The sequence below is a fragment of the Streptomyces sp. SAS_270 genome (assembly GCF_052543295.1).
This window is the reverse complement of sequence record NZ_JBMNDS010000084.1, coordinates 26,674-43,433: the sequence shown is the minus strand read 5'-3', so window position 1 is coordinate 43,433 and position 16,760 is coordinate 26,674. Positions and strand designations below refer to the sequence as shown.

Annotated in this window: 14 protein-coding genes and 1 pseudogene; 5 read left to right on the top strand and 10 right to left on the bottom strand. The window is 71.7% G+C overall.

Annotation, left to right across the window (positions count from 1 at the left end; all coding sequences use genetic code 11):
* Positions 1-47: 47 nt before the first annotated feature.
* The 7 genes and pseudogenes from rnc to recG form a co-directional block, all read right to left on the bottom strand.
* Entirely contained in the window at positions 48-905 is an 858-nt protein-coding gene (gene rnc / locus ACN6LB_RS37725; RefSeq protein WP_356142007.1) for a ribonuclease III, read from the bottom strand.
* Positions 906-924: 19 nt separating this feature from the next.
* On the bottom strand, positions 925-1,098 hold the full coding sequence (rpmF, locus tag ACN6LB_RS37720) for a 50S ribosomal protein L32 (protein WP_006139588.1): 174 nt from the start codon (positions 1,096-1,098) through the stop codon (positions 925-927).
* A gap of 2 nt (positions 1,099-1,100) precedes the next feature.
* Complete coding sequence (locus ACN6LB_RS37715; protein WP_356142005.1) at positions 1,101-1,754, bottom strand: YceD family protein; 654 nt, start codon at positions 1,752-1,754, stop codon at positions 1,101-1,103.
* 140 nt (positions 1,755-1,894) lie between these two features.
* Positions 1,895-2,959 (bottom strand): cell division initiation protein, encoded by a 1,065-nt coding sequence (locus tag ACN6LB_RS37710; RefSeq protein ID WP_445029785.1) that lies wholly within the window; start codon positions 2,957-2,959, stop codon positions 1,895-1,897.
* A 110-nt stretch (positions 2,960-3,069) separates the two neighbouring features.
* Positions 3,070-3,549 carry a pantetheine-phosphate adenylyltransferase gene (gene coaD / locus ACN6LB_RS37705; RefSeq protein WP_445029789.1) on the bottom strand — a complete coding sequence of 160 codons (480 nt, stop codon included), beginning with the start codon at positions 3,547-3,549 and terminating at the stop codon, positions 3,070-3,072.
* A 26-nt stretch (positions 3,550-3,575) separates the two neighbouring features.
* A pseudogene (rsmD, locus tag ACN6LB_RS37700) lies at positions 3,576-4,166 on the bottom strand (16S rRNA (guanine(966)-N(2))-methyltransferase RsmD); the annotation flags it as partial.
* Between the two features lie 103 nt (positions 4,167-4,269).
* Positions 4,270-6,492 (bottom strand): ATP-dependent DNA helicase RecG, encoded by a 2,223-nt coding sequence (recG, locus tag ACN6LB_RS37695; protein ID WP_445029784.1) that lies wholly within the window; start codon positions 6,490-6,492, stop codon positions 4,270-4,272.
* Between the two features lie 208 nt (positions 6,493-6,700).
* Here recG and ACN6LB_RS37690 point away from each other — a divergent pair, with 208 nt between their 5' ends.
* Together ACN6LB_RS37690 and ACN6LB_RS37685 are read left to right on the top strand one after the other, a co-directional pair.
* Positions 6,701-8,548: an HSP90 family protein gene (locus ACN6LB_RS37690; RefSeq protein WP_445029783.1), complete on the top strand. Its 1,848-nt coding sequence runs from the start codon at positions 6,701-6,703 to the stop codon at positions 8,546-8,548.
* Positions 8,545-11,487, top strand: coding sequence for a tetratricopeptide repeat protein (locus ACN6LB_RS37685; RefSeq protein ID WP_445029782.1), 2,943 nt, complete (start codon positions 8,545-8,547; stop codon positions 11,485-11,487). Before ACN6LB_RS37690 ends, ACN6LB_RS37685 begins: the two co-directional genes overlap by 4 nt.
* Before the next feature lie 130 nt (positions 11,488-11,617).
* Here ACN6LB_RS37685 and ACN6LB_RS37680 read toward each other — a convergent pair whose 3' ends face one another.
* Positions 11,618-13,381: a DAK2 domain-containing protein gene (locus tag ACN6LB_RS37680; RefSeq protein ID WP_445029781.1), complete on the bottom strand. Its 1,764-nt coding sequence runs from the start codon at positions 13,379-13,381 to the stop codon at positions 11,618-11,620.
* A 257-nt stretch (positions 13,382-13,638) separates the two neighbouring features.
* On the opposite strand from ACN6LB_RS37680, the gene rpmB reads away from it, so the two are divergent.
* Positions 13,639-13,824 (top strand): 50S ribosomal protein L28, encoded by a 186-nt coding sequence (gene rpmB, locus ACN6LB_RS37675; protein ID WP_037625034.1) that lies wholly within the window; start codon positions 13,639-13,641, stop codon positions 13,822-13,824.
* A gap of 120 nt (positions 13,825-13,944) precedes the next feature.
* On the opposite strand, the gene thiD is transcribed toward rpmB, so the two are convergent.
* Positions 13,945-14,808: a bifunctional hydroxymethylpyrimidine kinase/phosphomethylpyrimidine kinase gene (gene thiD / locus ACN6LB_RS37670; RefSeq protein ID WP_445029780.1), complete on the bottom strand. Its 864-nt coding sequence runs from the start codon at positions 14,806-14,808 to the stop codon at positions 13,945-13,947.
* Positions 14,805-15,770: a thiamine-phosphate kinase gene (locus tag ACN6LB_RS37665; protein WP_356141991.1), complete on the bottom strand. Its 966-nt coding sequence runs from the start codon at positions 15,768-15,770 to the stop codon at positions 14,805-14,807. The genes thiD and ACN6LB_RS37665 overlap by 4 nt, the downstream gene beginning before the upstream one ends.
* Before the next feature lie 206 nt (positions 15,771-15,976).
* On the opposite strand from ACN6LB_RS37665, the gene ACN6LB_RS37660 reads away from it, so the two are divergent.
* Positions 15,977-16,210, top strand: coding sequence for an Lrp/AsnC family transcriptional regulator (locus ACN6LB_RS37660; RefSeq protein ID WP_037625030.1), 234 nt, complete (start codon positions 15,977-15,979; stop codon positions 16,208-16,210).
* A 20-nt stretch (positions 16,211-16,230) separates the two neighbouring features.
* The gene (locus ACN6LB_RS37655; RefSeq protein WP_356141988.1) at positions 16,231-16,752 is read left to right on the top strand and encodes a DUF3515 domain-containing protein; all 522 of its coding nucleotides are present in this window, start codon (positions 16,231-16,233) and stop codon (positions 16,750-16,752) included.
* Positions 16,753-16,760: the final 8 nt, after the last annotated feature.

Genomic DNA, 16,760 nt, shown 5'->3' with positions numbered 1-16,760 from the left:
GGTGCGGTGCGCCGGGGTTCGGATACTTCGCCTGCGTGATGAAGGATTCAGGCCGTGGCCGGGTCGCTCGTCGGAGCCGAGGGGGTGTCGACCGTCCCCTCGGTGACCTGGGCCGACGCCTCGGCAGCCTGGGCTGCCTGCTCGGCGGCCCGGGCCGACTCGATGCGCTCGTCCGCGGCGGAACGGATCGCACGCCACGCGGACTCCGCGGCCTGCTGTTCCGCCTCCTTCTTGCTGCGGCCGGTGCCGGTGCCGTACGAGACGCCTCCGACGCGGGCGGCAGCAGTAAAGGTCTTCTCGTGATCCGGGCCGGTCTCCGAGACCAGGTACTCGGGAACCCCGAGCCCCTCGGTCGCGGTGAGCTCCTGGAGACTGGTCTTCCAGTCCAGGCCGGCACCGAGATTCGAGGACTTCTCGATCAGTGGGTCGAAGAGACGGTGGACGAGTTCGCCCGCCGCGTCGAGACCCTGGTCGAGATAGACAGCGCCGATCACCGCTTCAAGGGTGTCGGCGAGGATGGACGCCTTGTCCCGGCCTCCTGTGCCCTCTTCACCCCGGCCGAGCCGGATGAAGGAGCCCAGTTCGAGACCGCGACCGACCTCCGCCAGCGCACGCGAGTTGACCACCGCGGCCCGCAACTTGGCCAGTTGGCCTTCAGGCAGGTCGGGGTGGGTGCGGTACAGCGTGTCCGTTACCACGAGGCCGAGGACGGAGTCCCCGAGGAACTCCAGGCGCTCGTTGGTCGGCAGACCGCCGTTCTCGTATGCGTACGAACGGTGGGTCAGCGCACGCACCAGAAGGGCGGACTCGAGCTTGTACCCGAGCCGCCCTTCCAGAAGCGTGTGGGACGAGGCTGTGTTGTCCGCCTTTTTCTTGGCGTTTGATTCCGCCTTGGCGTCAGACATCAGACCTCTCACCAGCCGCTCAGACCTCGAGGACCTGGCGCTTGTTGTAGGTGCCACAAGCAGGGCACGCGATGTGCTGCAGCTTGGGCTCGTGGCAGCGCTCGCACGCAACCAGGGTGGGGACCGCAGCCTTCCACTGCGACCGGCGGTGGCGCGTGTTGCTGCGCGACATCTTCCGCTTCGGAACAGCCACGGCTACTTCTCCTGCTTCTCGTCGGCGTGCGCTGATGGAAGCGCGCCGCCGCTCAACTCGTCCTTCTCGCCGTCTCCGGATGAACCAGCGAGTCCCTGCAGTGCCGCCCAACGGATGTCGACGGCGTCGTGGTGGTGGTCCGGGTCGTCCGCAAGCCGGACTCCGCATTGGGAGCACAGGCCGGGGCAGTCGTCCTGATCCACCGGCTGCATCGGCAGTGCGAGCACCACCGCATCACGCAGCACGGGTTCGAGGTCGAACAGGCCGTCCTCGATGAAGAGCGTGTCCTCGTCTTCCTCGGCGTCGTCGGCCGGCTCCGCTTTGGGGCGGCCCCGGTCGTCGGCGTCAGGGTACGAGAACATCTCCTGGAATTCCGCTTCGAGCTCCAGCCCGAGCGGCTCCAGACACCTTACGCACTCCCCCTTGGCCAGTGCACGGGCGGTGCCTGTGACGAGCACCCCTTCCATGACCGACTCAAGCCGGAGCTCCAGCTCCACCGGGGCGCCTTCCGGCACTCCGATGACCCCTTCGATACCGAAGTCCTTGGGGGCGTCGACCGTGCGGTTCAGGCGCTGCAGCGCGCCAGGACGCCGTCCCAGCTCGTGTGTGTCGAACACGAGAGGGTTGCGGTGGTCAAGGCGGGCGTTCAGAGCCATTCCTGCTTTCGATCCTCGAAGCTCAAAGGGGTGCTGCCCCTGGCGTTCCCGGGCAGCTGTGATCGCGGACGTACGCGCGACCGAAGAGCCAGGATACTGGACCTTTCCCTCTCGGCCCAATCCGGTGTGCGCCGGGGCCCTCAGTGACCGCCGCGCCCCTGTTCGTACGCCCTCAGCTGCTCCGCACTGATCATGCCGGTGTCGAAGAGGCTGGTCTCGTCGAGAGCCTGCGTCTGCGGCTGCTGCTGCTCGGGCTGGGCGTAGACCTGCTGCCCCTGGTGCACGGCGTTCTGGTCGTAGCCCTGCTGCTGGTCGTAGCCCTGCTGCGCGTACGCGGCGTACGGATCGGTCTGCTGGTAGCCGTAGGGGTCCTGCTGGGCGTACTGCTGCTGGTAGCCGTAGGCGTCCACCTGCTGGGGGGCGGCCTGCTGCTGGTAGCCGTAGGGGTCCTGCGGCTGTTCGGCGGGGGCGGGGGTGTCCGCGAGGTCCGCGAGGCCGGCCAGGTAGTCGGCGTCGCTGGTGTGCGCGCCGGAGGTCCCGTCGTCCGCGAGGTCGCTCAGATCGCTCAGGTCGTCGCTGGCGATCCGGCCGTGCAGCTTCTGACGGCCGCGGCCGACCGCGTCCAGGGTCTTGGCGAGGACGGCCTCGAAGGCGCCGAGCTTCACGTCGACGTAGTCGTCGGCGTTGCGGCGCAGCGTCTCGGGGTCGTGGCTGCGCTCCGGGGCGTCCTCGTCCTCGTAGCCCTGCTCGTCGGTGCCGGGGCCGGTGCCCAGGAGCTTCTCGCGGCCGCGGCCGACGGAGCCGAGGGTCTTGGTGAGGACGACCTCGAAGTTGGCGAGCTTGGAGTCGACGTAGTCGTCGGCCTCCGCGCGGACCTCCTCGGCCTCCTGGCGGGCCTCGGTGAGGATGCGGTCGGCCTCGTTCTGCGAGCGGCGGGCGACCTCGGTGTCGGAGATCAGGGAGCCGCGTTCGGCGTGTGCGCCCTCGATGATCCGCTGGGCCTCCAGCCGGGCCTGCTCGACCATGTGCGCCTGGTCGCCGATGAGCTCCTGGGCCTGGGCGAGGGAGCCGGGCAGCGCCTGGCGCACTTCCTCGAGCATCGAGAGCAGCTCGGCGCGGTTGACCACGCACGAGGCCGACATGGGCATCGACCGGGCGCCGGACACCGCCGCGACGATCTCATCGAGCTTCTTCTGCACGTCCACCGTGTGCTCGCCACTCTCTACAGCTGTGATGGAGACGGACGGGTCGACTGTACGACCACTCCCGCCCCGCCCGACACCGGGTGACGGACCGTCAGCTCCCGGCGGGCGCCTCAGTCCTTCCGCAGTCGTCCCTTGAGTACTTCGAGAACCTGGGGCGGCACCAGGTGGGACACGTCGCCGCCCCAGGTCGCGACCTCCTTGACGAGGGAGGACGACAGGAAGCTGTACGTGGGGTTGGTGGGAACGAAGAGGGTCTCCACGCCCGACAGACCGTTGTTCATCTGGGCCATCTGCAACTCGTAGTCGAAGTCGCTGACGGCGCGCAGGCCCTTGACGATCGCCGGGATGTCGCGCTGCTTGCAGAAGTCGACGAGGAGTCCGTGGAAGGACTCCACCTCCACATTGCCGTAGTCGGCGGTGACCTGGCGGAGCAGGTCGAGGCGCTCCTCGACGGTGAACAGGCCCTTCTTGGCCTGGTTGATCATCACGACGACATGCACCACGTCGTACAGCTTGGAGGCGCGGGCAATGATGTCGAGGTGTCCATTGGTCACAGGGTCGTACGACCCGGGACAGACGGCGCGGCGCAACTGAGTTCCCTCGCTCTCCGGTCCGGTCATCGTGCGTCTTCGCACGTAGAGGCGGCGCGACCGTACCAAAACGTTCCCTCGCCGTAGCGACGGGCCCGGATCGCGTCGAAGCCGTCCGGCCACTCGAATACGCCGCCTCTGGTGCTGCGCTCCACGGTGACGAGGGCTTCGCCCGCGAGCCACCCCTGCGTGCGGAGTGTGAGCAGAATCTCGCGAAGATCGGCGTCCGAGACGGCGTACGGCGGGTCGAGGAAGACCAGGTCGTACGGTGCCGTGGGCGCCGCGCCCTGGATGATCTGCTCCGCTTTGCCCGACCTGACCTCGGCGCCGGGCAGCCCCAGCGACTGCACGTTCTCCCGGATGACCCGGGCCGCGCGGGCGTCGGCCTCCACGAGGAGGGCGTGGCCGGCGCCGCGGCTGAGCGCCTCCAGGCCCACGGCGCCCGAGCCGGCGTACAGGTCGAGCACGCGCTCGCCCTGCAGGGGGGCGCCGAGCAGGGACTGCCACGTGGAGAAGAGGCCCTCGCGCGCCCGGTCGGAGGTGGGGCGGGTGCCATTGCCCGGCGGCACGGCGAGGCGACGTCCCCCGGCTGCGCCGGCGATCACGCGGGTCATCTTCGGTCCTTGGTCGTGGACGGTTTCACGTTCAGTGTGGCTGGTCGCGCCCTCGTGGCGGTAACCGCATGGGGATTACGGCCGCGCGCCCCTTGGGCAGTCTCCCTCACCCCTTCTCCAGGTACTGCTCCCTCTCCTCGTCCAACAGGGCGTCCAGGGCCGTCCGCAGGCCGGGGAGGTCCCTCAGCTCGGGGTCCGCCGCCACGACCGCCGCGGCCTCTTCCCTTGCCTCGGCGATGATCTCCTCGTCCTCGATGACGGCGAGCATCCGCAGGGAGGTGCGGGCCCCGGACTGGGCCTGGCCGAGGACGTCACCCTCGCGGCGCTGCTCCAGGTCGATACGGGAGAGCTCGAAGCCGTCGAGGGTGGCCGCCACCGCGTTCAGCCGCTGGCGGGCCGCGCTCGCCTCGGGCATCTCGCTGACCAGGAGACACAGGCCCGGCGCCGAGCCACGGCCGACCCGGCCGCGCAACTGGTGGAGCTGCGACACACCGAACCGGTCGGCGTCCATGATCACCATCGCGGTGGCGTTGGGCACGTTGACCCCGACCTCGATGACCGTGGTGGCGACCAGGACGTCCGTCTCACCGGCGGCGAAGCGGCGCATCACGGCGTCCTTGTCGTCGGGCTGCATGCGACCGTGCAGCACCTCGACCTTGAGCCCTTGGAGGGGCCCCTTGGCGAGTTGGTCGGCGATGTCGAGGACGGCGAGCGGGGGCCGCTTCTCGGCCTCGTCCTCGGGGGACTTCTTCTTGCCCTTCCTGGAATCGGCTGCTTCCTCGGCGTCGTCGCCGATGCGCGGGCAGACGACGTACGCCTGATGGCCGTTGCTCACCTCCTCGCGCACCCGCTCCCAGGCCCTGGCCAGGAAGTGCGGCTTGTCGGCGGCCGGGACGACATGGCTGGCGATGGGCGAGCGCCCGGCGGGGAGCTGGTCGAGGACGGAGGTCTCCAGGTCACCGAAGACGGTCATCGCGACCGTGCGCGGGATGGGCGTGGCGGTCATGACGAGCAGGTGCGGGGGCTGTTTGCCCTTGCCGCGCAGGGCGTCGCGCTGCTCGACACCGAAGCGGTGCTGTTCGTCCACCACGACCAGACCGAGGTCGTGGAACTGCACCTTGTCCTCGATCAGCGCGTGGGTGCCGATGACGATCCCGGCCTCCCCCGTCACCAGGTCCAGCAGTGCCTGCCGGCGCCCGGCGGCGCCCATCGACCCGGTGAGCAGCACGACCTTGGTGGAGTGCTCGGCCCCGCCGAGCATGCCGCCCTCGGCGAGCTCCCCCATCATCTCGGTGACCGACCGGTGGTGCTGCTGTGCGAGGACTTCGGTGGGCGCGAGCATGGCGGCCTGTCCGCCCGCGTCGACGACGGCGAGCATGGCGCGCAGGGCCACCATCGTCTTGCCGGAACCGACCTCTCCCTGGAGCAGCCGGTGCATCGGATGCTCGGTCGCGAGGTCGTCGAAGATCTCCTTCGAGACCTTCTGCTGACCGTCCGTGAGGGTGAAGGGGAGTTTGGCGTCGAAGGCGGTGAGGAGACCGTCGGGCCGGGGTTTCCTTGCCACGGCCGGGAGTTGGGCGTCGGCGTGGCGGCGGCGGGCCAGGGCGACCTGGAGGACGAAGGCCTCGTCCCACTTGAGGCGTGAGCGGGCGTCCTCGATGTCCGCCTTGGTGTGCGGGCGGTGGATCTTCAGGAGGGCTTCGGGGAGGGAGACCAGGCCTCGGCCGTCCCGGAGGGAGTCCGGCAGCGGGTCGACGGCCTCCTGGGCGCTCGGCAGCACCAGCTGGACGCACTTGGCGATCTTCCAGGACTCCAGCTTGGCGGTCGCCGGGTAGATCGGGATGAGGGCGCCCGCCCAGCTGTCGACGCTCTCGGCGGCCTCGTCGCTGTCGCCGCGCAGCGGTTCGTACGCCGGATGGGCCAGTTGCAGGCGGCGGTTGAAGACGGAGACCTTGCCCGAGAACATCGCGCGCGTGCCGGGCAGGAGCTCCTTGTGCGGCTTGTGCACGCCGCTGCCGAAGAAGACCAGCTGGAGGCGGCCGCTGCCGTCCGTGATGGTCACTTCGAGCCGCTGGCCCTTGCCCCGGGGCGCCTTGGAGGAGGCGAAGGTGAGCAGCCGGGCGTCGGCGACCTGGGCGACCACCGTCACGTGCTCGTCCATCGGCAGGTCGGCGAGGTGCGTGAGCTGCCCGCGCTCCTCGTATCTGCGCGGGTAGTGGTGCAGCAGATCCCCGACGGTGTGCAGGCCGAGGTGCTCGGCCATCACCTTCGCGGTGGCGGGTCCGAGCGTTTTCTTCAGTGGTTCATCGAGCACGGGCACGAGATCCATTGCACACCACCGCACTGACAATGCGGCATACGTCCCCCGAATCCGCTGGTCGCGCGGCTCGTTCTCGTCGGCCGGGCCGACGGTTTTCCCCTGGTCAGACAGGTCGGTCCGGGCCTAGGATGACGCGCTCCGGCCCTTTCGCGGTCACCGCCTGACGGGACCGCCCGACCCCGCGCCGTCGCCCGTTCCCCCCTCCGGCGCTGCGACGATGGACTCTGAGACTTCCCAGTCACCCCAGGCACCTCAGTCACCTCTTCCGCCTCATACCTTCCAGGTCGACCTGCGTGGTCTGGTGGACCTGCTCTCCCATCACCTCTATTCGAGCCCCAAGGTCTATCTGCGGGAGCTGCTGCAGAACGCCGTGGACGCGATCACGGCACGGCGCGCCGAGCAGCCGGACGCGCCCGCCGAGGTGCGGCTGTACGTCGAGGGCGGCGCCCTGCGCGTCGAGGACTCCGGCGTGGGGCTCACCGAGTCCGATGTGCACAGCCTCCTCGCCACCATCGGCCGCAGCTCCAAGCGGGGTGAGGGCCTGGAGTCCGCGCGCTCCGACTTCCTGGGCCAGTTCGGCATCGGCCTGCTGGCCTGCTTCGTCGTCGCCGAGCGCATCCGGGTCGTCAGCCGCAGCGCGCGGACGCCCGACGCCCCGCCCGTGGAGTGGACGGCGGCCGACGACGGCTCGTACACCGTGCGGACGCTGCCCGACGAGGCCCGCACCGAACCGGGCACCACCGTGCACCTGGTGGCGCGGGCCGGGGCCGGCGAGTGGCTGAGCGAGGAGCGGGTGCGCTCGCTGGCCCGGGACTTCGGGTCGCTGCTGCCGTACGACGTGCGCGTGGGCGGTGAGGCGGTCACGGACCTTCCGGCGCCCTGGGACCGCCCGTACCCGAGCCCCGCCACCCGAAGGGTGGCCCTGGCGCGGCACTGCCACGACCTGTTCGGCTTCACGCCGCTGGACTCGATCGACCTGGACGTCCCGCTCGCCGGTGTCCGAGGTGTGGCCCATGTCCTGCCGTCCGCGGTCAGCCCCGCCCAGCGCGCCGGACACCGGGTGCACCTCAAGGGCATGCTGCTGACCGACCGGGCCGAACAGCTGCTGCCCGACTGGGCGTTCTTCGTGCGCTGCGTCCTGGACACGGACAGTCTGCGGCCCACGGCGTCACGCGAGGCGCTGTACGAGGACGAGACCCTGGCGGCCGTACGCGAGGCGCTCGGCGAGCGGATCCGCGACTGGCTGACCGGACTCGCGGCGGGCGACCCCGAGCGCCTCACGGCCTTCCTGTCCGTGCACCACCTGGGCGTGAAGTCCCTGGCGCGGCACGACAAGGAGATGCTGCGCACGATGCTGCCGTGGCTGCCCTTCGAGACGACCGACGGACGGCTGTCCCTGGAGGAGTTCGCACAGCGGCACCCGGTGGTGCACTTCACGCGGACCGTGGAGGAGTACCGGCAGGTCGCGCCGATCGCGTCCGCGCAGGGCGTCGGGGTGATCAACGGCGGTTACACGTACGACAGCGAGCTGGTGGAGGCGCTGCCGTCCGTACGCCCCGGGACGGTCGTCGCCGAGCTGGACGCCGACACGGTGACCGCGCACCTGGACTCCGTCGACCCGGCCGAGGAACTGGCTCTGGCGGGCTTCCTGTCCGCGGCGCGGGCGAAACTCGACCCCCTGGGCTGCGACGTCGTGCTGCGCGCCTTCCACCCCCTCTCGGTGCCCGCCCTGCACCTGGACGACCGCTCGGCCCGCCACGAGCAGGCCCGCGCGGACGCCGAGGAGCAGGCCGACGACCTGTGGGCGGGCATCCTCGGCTCGCTGCGCGGGAGTGCCCCACGCGCGCGTCTGGTGCTCAACCACCTCAACCCACTGATCCGAAGGATCAGTTCACTGCGCGATCCCGACCTGATCGGCACGGCCACGGAGTCCCTCTACGGACAGGCCCTGCTGATGGCGCAGCGCCCGCTGCGGCCCGCGGACTCCGCGCTCCTGAACCGCGCGTTCATCGGCCTCCTCGCATGGGCCACCCACACCGACACCGGGGAGGACGGCCGCCGATGAGCCGGGCCATGGACTTCGACAGCCTGCGCGAGGCGATGGCGGACAACGGCGAGCAGCCGGAGGGGCCGGCCCGCAACGCACGCGCGGAGCAGCTGCTCACCGAGGCCGAGAAGCTGGACATCCCCCTCGCCGTGATCGAGGCGCTCGGACACCAGCTGAAGGTCTACAACTACAGCTCCGAGAAGGACAAGATGTTCGTCCCCTTCGCGCGCCTGCTGCGCATGTGGGACGAGCACCCCGAGGACTTCGACGAGTACGAGATCCACTCGCTGCACTGGGTCTTCAAGTGGATGACGGCCGGAATGCTGGACCAGCCGCACATCCCGCTCGCCTCCATAGAGAAGTGGCTCGGCGAGATGGAGCGCCGCTACCGGCTGGCCGGACACTCCGAACGGGCGGTGCGCGGCGCCGAGTTCAGCGTGGCCGCGCACATCGGGGACGTGGGGCGTGCCGAGCGGGCGTTCGCCGCCTGGCTGGCCGCCGACCGGGACAGCATGGCCGACTGCCACGCGTGCGAGCTGCACAGCCAGGGCTGGTGGCGAGCCGAGCGCGACGCGGACGCGGAGGCGTTGGAGCTGTGGCGCCCGGTCCTGGAGGGCGAGCACACCTGCGCCCACGAACCGCACACCGTGCTGGCCTCCTCCCTGCTGCCGCTGCTGCGCCTGGGCCGCCCGGACGAGGCGCGCGCCCACCATCTGAGGGGCTTCAGGCTGGTGCGCGTCATGGAGAGCATGCGCGGCGCGTACGCGGACCACGTGGAGTTCTGCGCGCTCTCCGGCAACGAGGCGCGCGCCCTGGAGCTGCTCGCGGAGCGCCCCGCGTACTTCACGGACTCCGGGGACCCGCGCAGCAAGCTGGACTTCATGGCCGTGACGGCTGCCCTCATGGACCGCCTCACCGAGCGGGGACTGGGCGGCCAGGCCGTCCCCGGCCCCGTCGGCCGCGTCTGGACCGCCACCGAACTCGCCGCCCACGCGCGCGTGGAGGCCCTCGCGCTGGCCGAGCGCTTCGACGCGCGCAACGGCACGTCGTACGTCAGCGAGCGCGCCCGCGCTCGGATGGACCGGCGCCCGCTGCTGGACCGGCTGCCGCTCGGCGTGCGCTCCCCACGTGCGGCACAGCGGCCGGCTCCCGCGCCCATGTCGCGCGCCGCGACGGAGTCCTCCTCCGCACCGGATCTGTCCGCCCTGCTGGCCGAGGCCCGGCGTCTCGCGGACGTCCGGCACCCCGATGCCGCCGAGGCCTGGGAGGCGGTCTCCCGTGCCGCCGAGGGCCATGAGCTGGGCGCCCGGGACCGCGCGGAGATCGCCGACCACACGGCGATGGGCCGCGGCCCGGAGGGCATCGAGCTCTTCGAGCGGGCGGCCGCGCTGTACGAGGAGGCGGGCGACCCGGGCGAGGCACTGGCGGCACGCGCGCGTGGGGCCTACGTACGCGCGTTGTCCGGTGGCGGTACCGAGAAGGCCCTGACAGCCGTCTCAGCGCTCTACGAGGAGGTGCGCGCCCTCTTCGCCGAGGACCGCACCGGCGTACGCCAGACGGCGTCCGTGCTCGTGGGACGGGCCCGGATCCTGATGCACCGGGTGCACGAGTCCGAGGCGGAGCCCGGGGGTGCGGTCGTGGCCGCCGCCGAGGAGGCCGCACGGGAACTGCTGGCCCTCGCCGAGCCGCACCTCGCGGACGCACAGGTGGCCTCACGGGCGGCGGAGGCGCACGCGATGCTCGGAGAGCTCGCGGCACATGCCGGCGACGCCGAGGCGGCCTCCGAGGCCTTCGCGCGGGCCGCGGACGGGTTCGTGGCGGCGGGGCTGCCGTGGTTCGCGGTCGAGTACGACTCCCGGCTCGCCGGGATCGCCCGGCAGCTCGGTGACGTGTCGGAGGCGGAGCGGGCGGTACGGGCAGCGCTGGAGCACGGGGGCCCGTACCTGGAGGCGACCGGGCAGGCACAGCTGCATCTCCAGCTCGCCGAACTCCTGGGCGCCACCGGCCGGTTCGGGCCCGCCGCCGACCACGCCCTGGAGGCGGCGCACTGGGCCGACGAGGCGGGTGAGGGGCCGGCGCTCGGCGCGTGGGCCCGGCATCAGCTCGGCGGATTCCTGCTCCGCCAGGGGCGCTGCGCCGAGGCCGCGGAGGTCCTGGAGTCGGCGCTGCCCGATCTGACAGCGCAGATGCACGGCGACGGCGCGATCGTGCAGACCCGGTGGTGGCTCGGGGACTGCCTGACCGAGCTCGGTGAGCATCGGGAGGCCGCGGAGCACTGGTTGCGGGCCGCGGACATCGCCCGCCACTGGCCCGAGCAGGGCGACCACGCGACGCTCGCGCATCTCGCCGCGGAGGCGCTCGGGCACGCCGGGCTGCCCGCCGAGTCCGACCGGGCCTACGCCCGTGCCGGGGAGCTCTGGCGCGAACTCGGCAACGTCCACGGTCTGATCCGTTCGCTGCGCGCCCGCGCCTGGGTGGCGTCGCGGACGGAGGCGGGACTCGACGGGGCACGGAGGCTCATGTCGGAGGCGGTCCACGTGTGCGAGGCCGCGGTCCACTCCCTGCCCGCGGCCTCCGGATCGTCCGAGGACGACGAGGCCCGTGACGGCCTGGTCGCCGAACTCGGGCACACCCACCAGCAGTTCGGCGACCTGGTGGCCCGCTCCGCGCCCGACGACGCCGAACTCGCCGTGGTCCGCCCCCTCTTCGAGGAGGCCCTCACCCACCTCACGCGCGCGGTCGCCGTCTTCGCCTCCCTCGGCGACGACTTCCTCGACTCCCGCACCGGCGCCGAACTCGCCGCCGGCCGGCTGGAGGCCGACCTCCACCGGCCCGCGGCCGCATCCGCACGCGCGCGTGCGGTGCTTTCCGCCTACGGCACCGCAGCCGACGAAACCGCGGGCGCCCGCTGCGCGGAGGCGCAACGCCTACTGGAACTCACATCCACGCAGACGTGACCCGGGGTGGGTCACGCAGCCCGGCGTTCACGGGGCGCCGCGGCGCCCACCCGTGCCGCCCCTGGCGGCACGATTGCCCGCAGAAGCGCGCCCCCGCCGGCAGACGTACCGGCACGGACCCGACCCACGACTACTCCACCCCGATCAACAGCAGCGCCCCCTGCCGCCCGCCCCGGTACACCACCGTGTCCACCGCCAAGTACGTCTCGCGAACCCTCGCCTCCAGGCGGTCGGTGATGGTGTCCGGGGCCTCGTCGCCGAGGACGAGGGTGACCATCTCGCCGCCGGCGGAGAGCATCCGGTCGAGGACGGTTTCGGCGGTGGCCGTGATGTCGGAGCCGATCACGGCGACGTCGCCGTCGATGAGCCCGAGGACGTCGCCGGCCTGGCAGATGCCGGCCATGGTCCAGGACTGCCGCTCAGCGATCGCGACCTCGGCATAGCGGGTGGCGCCCGCCGCCGAGGTCATCGCGACGACGTCCTCGTCGAAGCGCCGCTCCGCCTCGTGCACGGCGAGCGCGGCGATGCCCTGCACCGCCGAGCGGGTCGGGATCAGCGCGACCCGGACCCCCTCGACCCGCGCCTGCTCGGCGGCCGCGGCAGCGGTATGGCGCAGGTCGGCGTCGTTGGGCAGGAGCACCACCTCGCGCGCATGGGCTCGATGGACGGCGGCAAGAAGCTCCCCGCTCGCGGGCGGCTCCCCCGGACGCGCGAGCACGGTCGTCGCGCCCGCCTCCGTGTACAGCCCGGCGAGCCCCTCCCCCGGCACAACGGCGACGACGGCCCGCTGGGCCCGCTCCCGGGGCGGGCGCACCACACCCCGGGCGCCCGCGGTGTGCGCGTCGCCGAGCCCGAAGTGAGTGATCCGGATCCGGTGCGGCCGCCCGGCCTCGACGCCCGCCTCCACGGCGGCGCCCGCGTCGTCCACGTGGACGTGCACGTTCCACAGCCCGTCCCCGCCGACGACGACGAGGGAGTCCCCCATCCCGTCGAGCCGGTCACGCAGCTTGGCCACGGCCGAGTCCTCGGCTTCCAGCAGGTAGATCACCTCGAACGCGGGCCCGCCACCCTCCGAGAGCCCGTCCACGCACCCGTCGGAGTCCACGCCCCCCGACACAACCACCGACCCCGCACCCGCACCCGCACCCGTCTCAGCCCCAGCCCCAACTTCAACCCCAGCCCACGCCAACGCCAACGCCCCCGGCGCCTCCCCCGTGAACGTCTCCACCAGCGCAGCCAGCACCGCCACGAGCCCCCGCCCACCCGCGTCGACCACCCCGGCCCGCTCCAGGACCGCCAGCTGTCGCGGGGTCGCCGCGAGGGCCGCCCGGGCCCCTTCGTACGCCGCACGCGCGACCGTGCCGCAGTCGCCCTCGGCGCCGCCGGCCGCGTCGGCGGCGGCGGAGGCGACCGTGAGGACGGTGCCCTCGACGGGGTGGGCGACGGCCCGGCGTGCGGAGTCGGCGGCGTGCCGGAGGGCGAGCCCCAGGCCCTGCCCGTCGGTGTGAGCCGCCTCACTGTCGGCGGCGAGCACCTGGGACATGCCGCGCAGCAGCTGCGCGAGGATCGTGCCGGAGTTCCCCCGGGCCCCTATCAGCGCCCCGTGGGCCATGGCCTGCACGGCGTCCGCGAGCGTGGGCCGCGCCGCACCGGGATCCGCTCCGCTCCCCGCGGGGTCCCGGCCGTACAGGGCGTCATGCCCTGCGAAGACGGCCTCGACCGCGGCGGCGGCCGATTCGAGGGTCAGATAGAGATTGGTGCCGGTGTCCCCGTCCGCGACCGGGTAGACGTTGATCGCGTCGATCTCCTCGCGCGCCCGCCCCAGCGCCTCCAGCGCGAGACCGCACCAGGTGCGCACCGCGAGAGCATCGAATGTCTGCGGCACCTGCGGCACCTGCGCCTCCTTGAGCTGCTGGACGTGGGACGCAGCGTAGACCCAGAGCGTGTTCCCGCCGGTCGGAGGGCCTGGGGAGCCGGGACGGAGCCCGGTGCGGCCATGGTAGTTTCGTTCTACGGACGCAGTCGTTGTATGCTGCTCCGGTTGCCCGATCACATCGGGCTCTCCCCCTGGCAGCGCCACTCAGATCCTAGATCTTGATCCCGGCATGCCGGGATCAACCGTAAGAGCATCTGAAGTCTTTGGAGTGACCCGTGGCTGCCAACTGCGACGTCTGCGGCAAGGGGCCGGGCTTCGGCAACAACATCTCGCACTCGCACCGCCGTACACCGCGTCGCTGGAACCCCAACATCCAGCGCGTCCGTACCGTGGTCGGCGGGACGCCGAAGCGCGTGAACGCTTGCACCTCGTGCATCAAGGCCGGCAAGGTCACGCGCTGACGGAACGTAGCGCGCGGCCACTGCTGGTTCGCTCAGAGAACCGGTCCACCTGAGGGTGGACCGGTTTTTTGTTGCCTTGGCACCTTCTACGGCTTCGAACCTTCCACGGCTTCGCACCTTCTACGGCGTCGCCCTGAACCCCCGCCCGCGATCGCGATCGAACCGCCACCCGTGATCCACCGGCCCGATCCCGCCCCCCAGCGCGAACCCCGCCGCGATCGCCCCCGTGACGTACGCCTTGGCGTCCGCCACGGCCTCCGGCACGGTCCGCCCCTTGGCGAGTTGCGAGGCGATCGCCGAGGCGAGGGTGCAGCCCGTGCCATGGGTGTGCCCGTTGTCGTGGCGCGGGGCGCGCAGCCAGTGCTCCTCGGAGCCGTCGGTGAGGAAATCCACGGCATCGGCGCCCCCGGGCAGGTGGCCGCCCTTCACGAGGGCCCACCGGGACCCGTGGGCGAGGACGGCCTCCGCCGCGCGCCGCATGTCCGCCTCCGACTCGACGCGTACGCCCGTCAGCCGGGCGACCTCGTCGAGGTTGGGCGTGGCGACGGTCGCGGCAGGAAGCAGCCTGGTGCGTACGGCGTCGAGCGCGGACTCGGCGAGCAGGGAGTCCCCGTGCTTGGAGACGCCCACCGGGTCGACGACGCTCGGAGCGTCCGTTGCGGCGATCAACTCGGCCACCGCCTCGACCAGTTCGGCCGAGGCGAGCATGCCGGTCTTGACCGCCTGGACGCCGATGTCGTCGACGACACTGCGGTACTGGGCGCGCACGGCCTCCACCGGAAGCTCCCAGGCGCCTTGTACGCCGAGGGAGTTCTGTGCGGTGACGGCCGTGACGACGCTCATGCCGTGCACGCCGAGCGCGAGCATCGTCTTCAAGTCGGCCTGGATGCCCGCGCCTCCGCCCGAGTCGGAGCCCGCGACGGTCAGCACCCTCGGCGGCGCACCGACGCCACCGGGCACGCTCACGTCACCGGCCCCGCTCACGACTCGATGTCCCCGAAGTGGTCCCAGCCGCCCTTGCTGGTCCACGGCGCCCCGTCGACGGTCACCTGAGGCAGCGCCGAGGGGTTGAGGACCTCGCCGATCACCTTCCAGCGGGCGGGCAGCTTCACGTCCGGCGGGAAGGTCGCCACGATCGCGTGGTCCTCGCCTCCGGTGAGCACCCACTGAAGGGGATCGACGCCGACGGCCTGCCCGATGTCGTTCATCTGCGAAGGAATGTCGATCGCGCCGGAGCGCACATCGATACGCACCTTGCTCGCCTCGGCGATATGCCCCAGATCCGCGATCAGGCCGTCGCTGACATCGCACATCGCCGTCGCCCCGAGTCCGGCCGCGGCCGGACCCGCGTGGTACGGCGGCTCGGGGCGCCGGTGCGCCTCCACGAAGGCGCGCGGCGAGCGGAAGCCGCGGGAGAGCACCGCGAATCCGGCCGCCGACCAGCCCAGCCAGCCCGTCACGGCGACCACGTCACCGGGCTGGGCCCCGCCCCGGGTGACCGGTTCGTGGTTGCGCAGATCGCCGAGTGCGGTGATCGACACCATGATCGTGTCGCCGCGTACGACGTCGCCGCCGACCACCGCCGCGCCCGCGACCTGACACTCGTCACGCAGCCCGTCCATCATCTCGGACGGCCAGGTGGCCGGGAGTTCCGCCGGGACGACCAGACCGAGCAGCAGCGCCGTCGGTACGGCGCCCATCGCGGCGATGTCCGCGAGGTTCTGCGCGGCCGCCTTGCGGCCCACGTCGTAGGCCGTGGACCAGTCCCGGCGGAAGTGCCGCCCCTCAAGGAGGATGTCGGTGCTCGCCACGACCCTGCGGTCGGGGGCGGCCACCACGGCCGCGTCGTCGCCGGGGCCGACCCGGACCGCGGGAGTGGTGGTCAGGCGCGAGGTGAGCTCTCGGATGAGCCCGAACTCCCCCAACTCGCCAACGGTGCCCTTCATCGTCGTATTGCCCCTTCTGTGCCTGTATACGCCCGGTCGCGAGCCGTCCCGGTCCTCGGTACGGTCGAGTCGACCGTCAACTTGTGCGGTCCCTGCACCCCGGCGCGCGAGTCCCGGTCCCCGCGGGTCTCCCCGCGGCGAGCAGCGACGCGATACCGTGGCGTTCCTTTTCCCCACATGATCCTCGTGGCCGCCCTGGAGGTTCCGTGGTACAGGCGTACATCCTGATCCAGACGGAGGTCGGCAAGGCGTCGACCGTCGCCGAGACGATCGGCAAGATCCCGGGGGTGATCCAGGCCGAGGACGTGACCGGACCGTACGACGTGATCGTGCGCGCCCAAGCCGACACTGTCGACGAACTCGGCCGCATGGTGGTCGCCAAAGTCCAGCAAGTGGACGGCATCACCCGAACTCTGACCTGCCCGGTGGTGCACCTCTAGCCCCCGTCTACCCTTGGCCGGTGAACTTCTTCCGTCCCCGGCACCGCACTGTTCTCGGGCTGCCCGCGCTCGCACTGTTGATCGTTGCCACGGGCTGCTCCTCAGCAGACGACGAGGCCGCGACCGCGGTTCCCAGTCCGGGCACGAAGGTCACCAAGCTGTGTCAGAACCTGGACAAGGCGCTGCCGCGGAAGGTGGACGGTCTCGACCGGAAGGATCCCCAGCCCCGGTCCGCGCTGACGGCGGGCTGGGGAAGCCCGGCGATCATACTGCGCTGCGGTGTCACCCGGCCGCCCAAGATGGTCGATCCGAAGGTGGCGGAGGGCGGGGACCCTGACGCGGTCGGCGGCGGTGTGAACGGCGTGGGCTGGCTGATGGAGAAGCAGGGCGACGGGTCGTACCGCTTCACCACGACCCTGCGTGAGGCGTACGTCGAGGTGACCCTGCCCAAGAAGCCGGCCGAACGCGGGGACAGCTCCGCCGTCCTCGTCGAACTGGCCCCAGCTGTGAAGAAGGCGATCCCCAAGGGGATCGCCTCCTGAGTCACCGC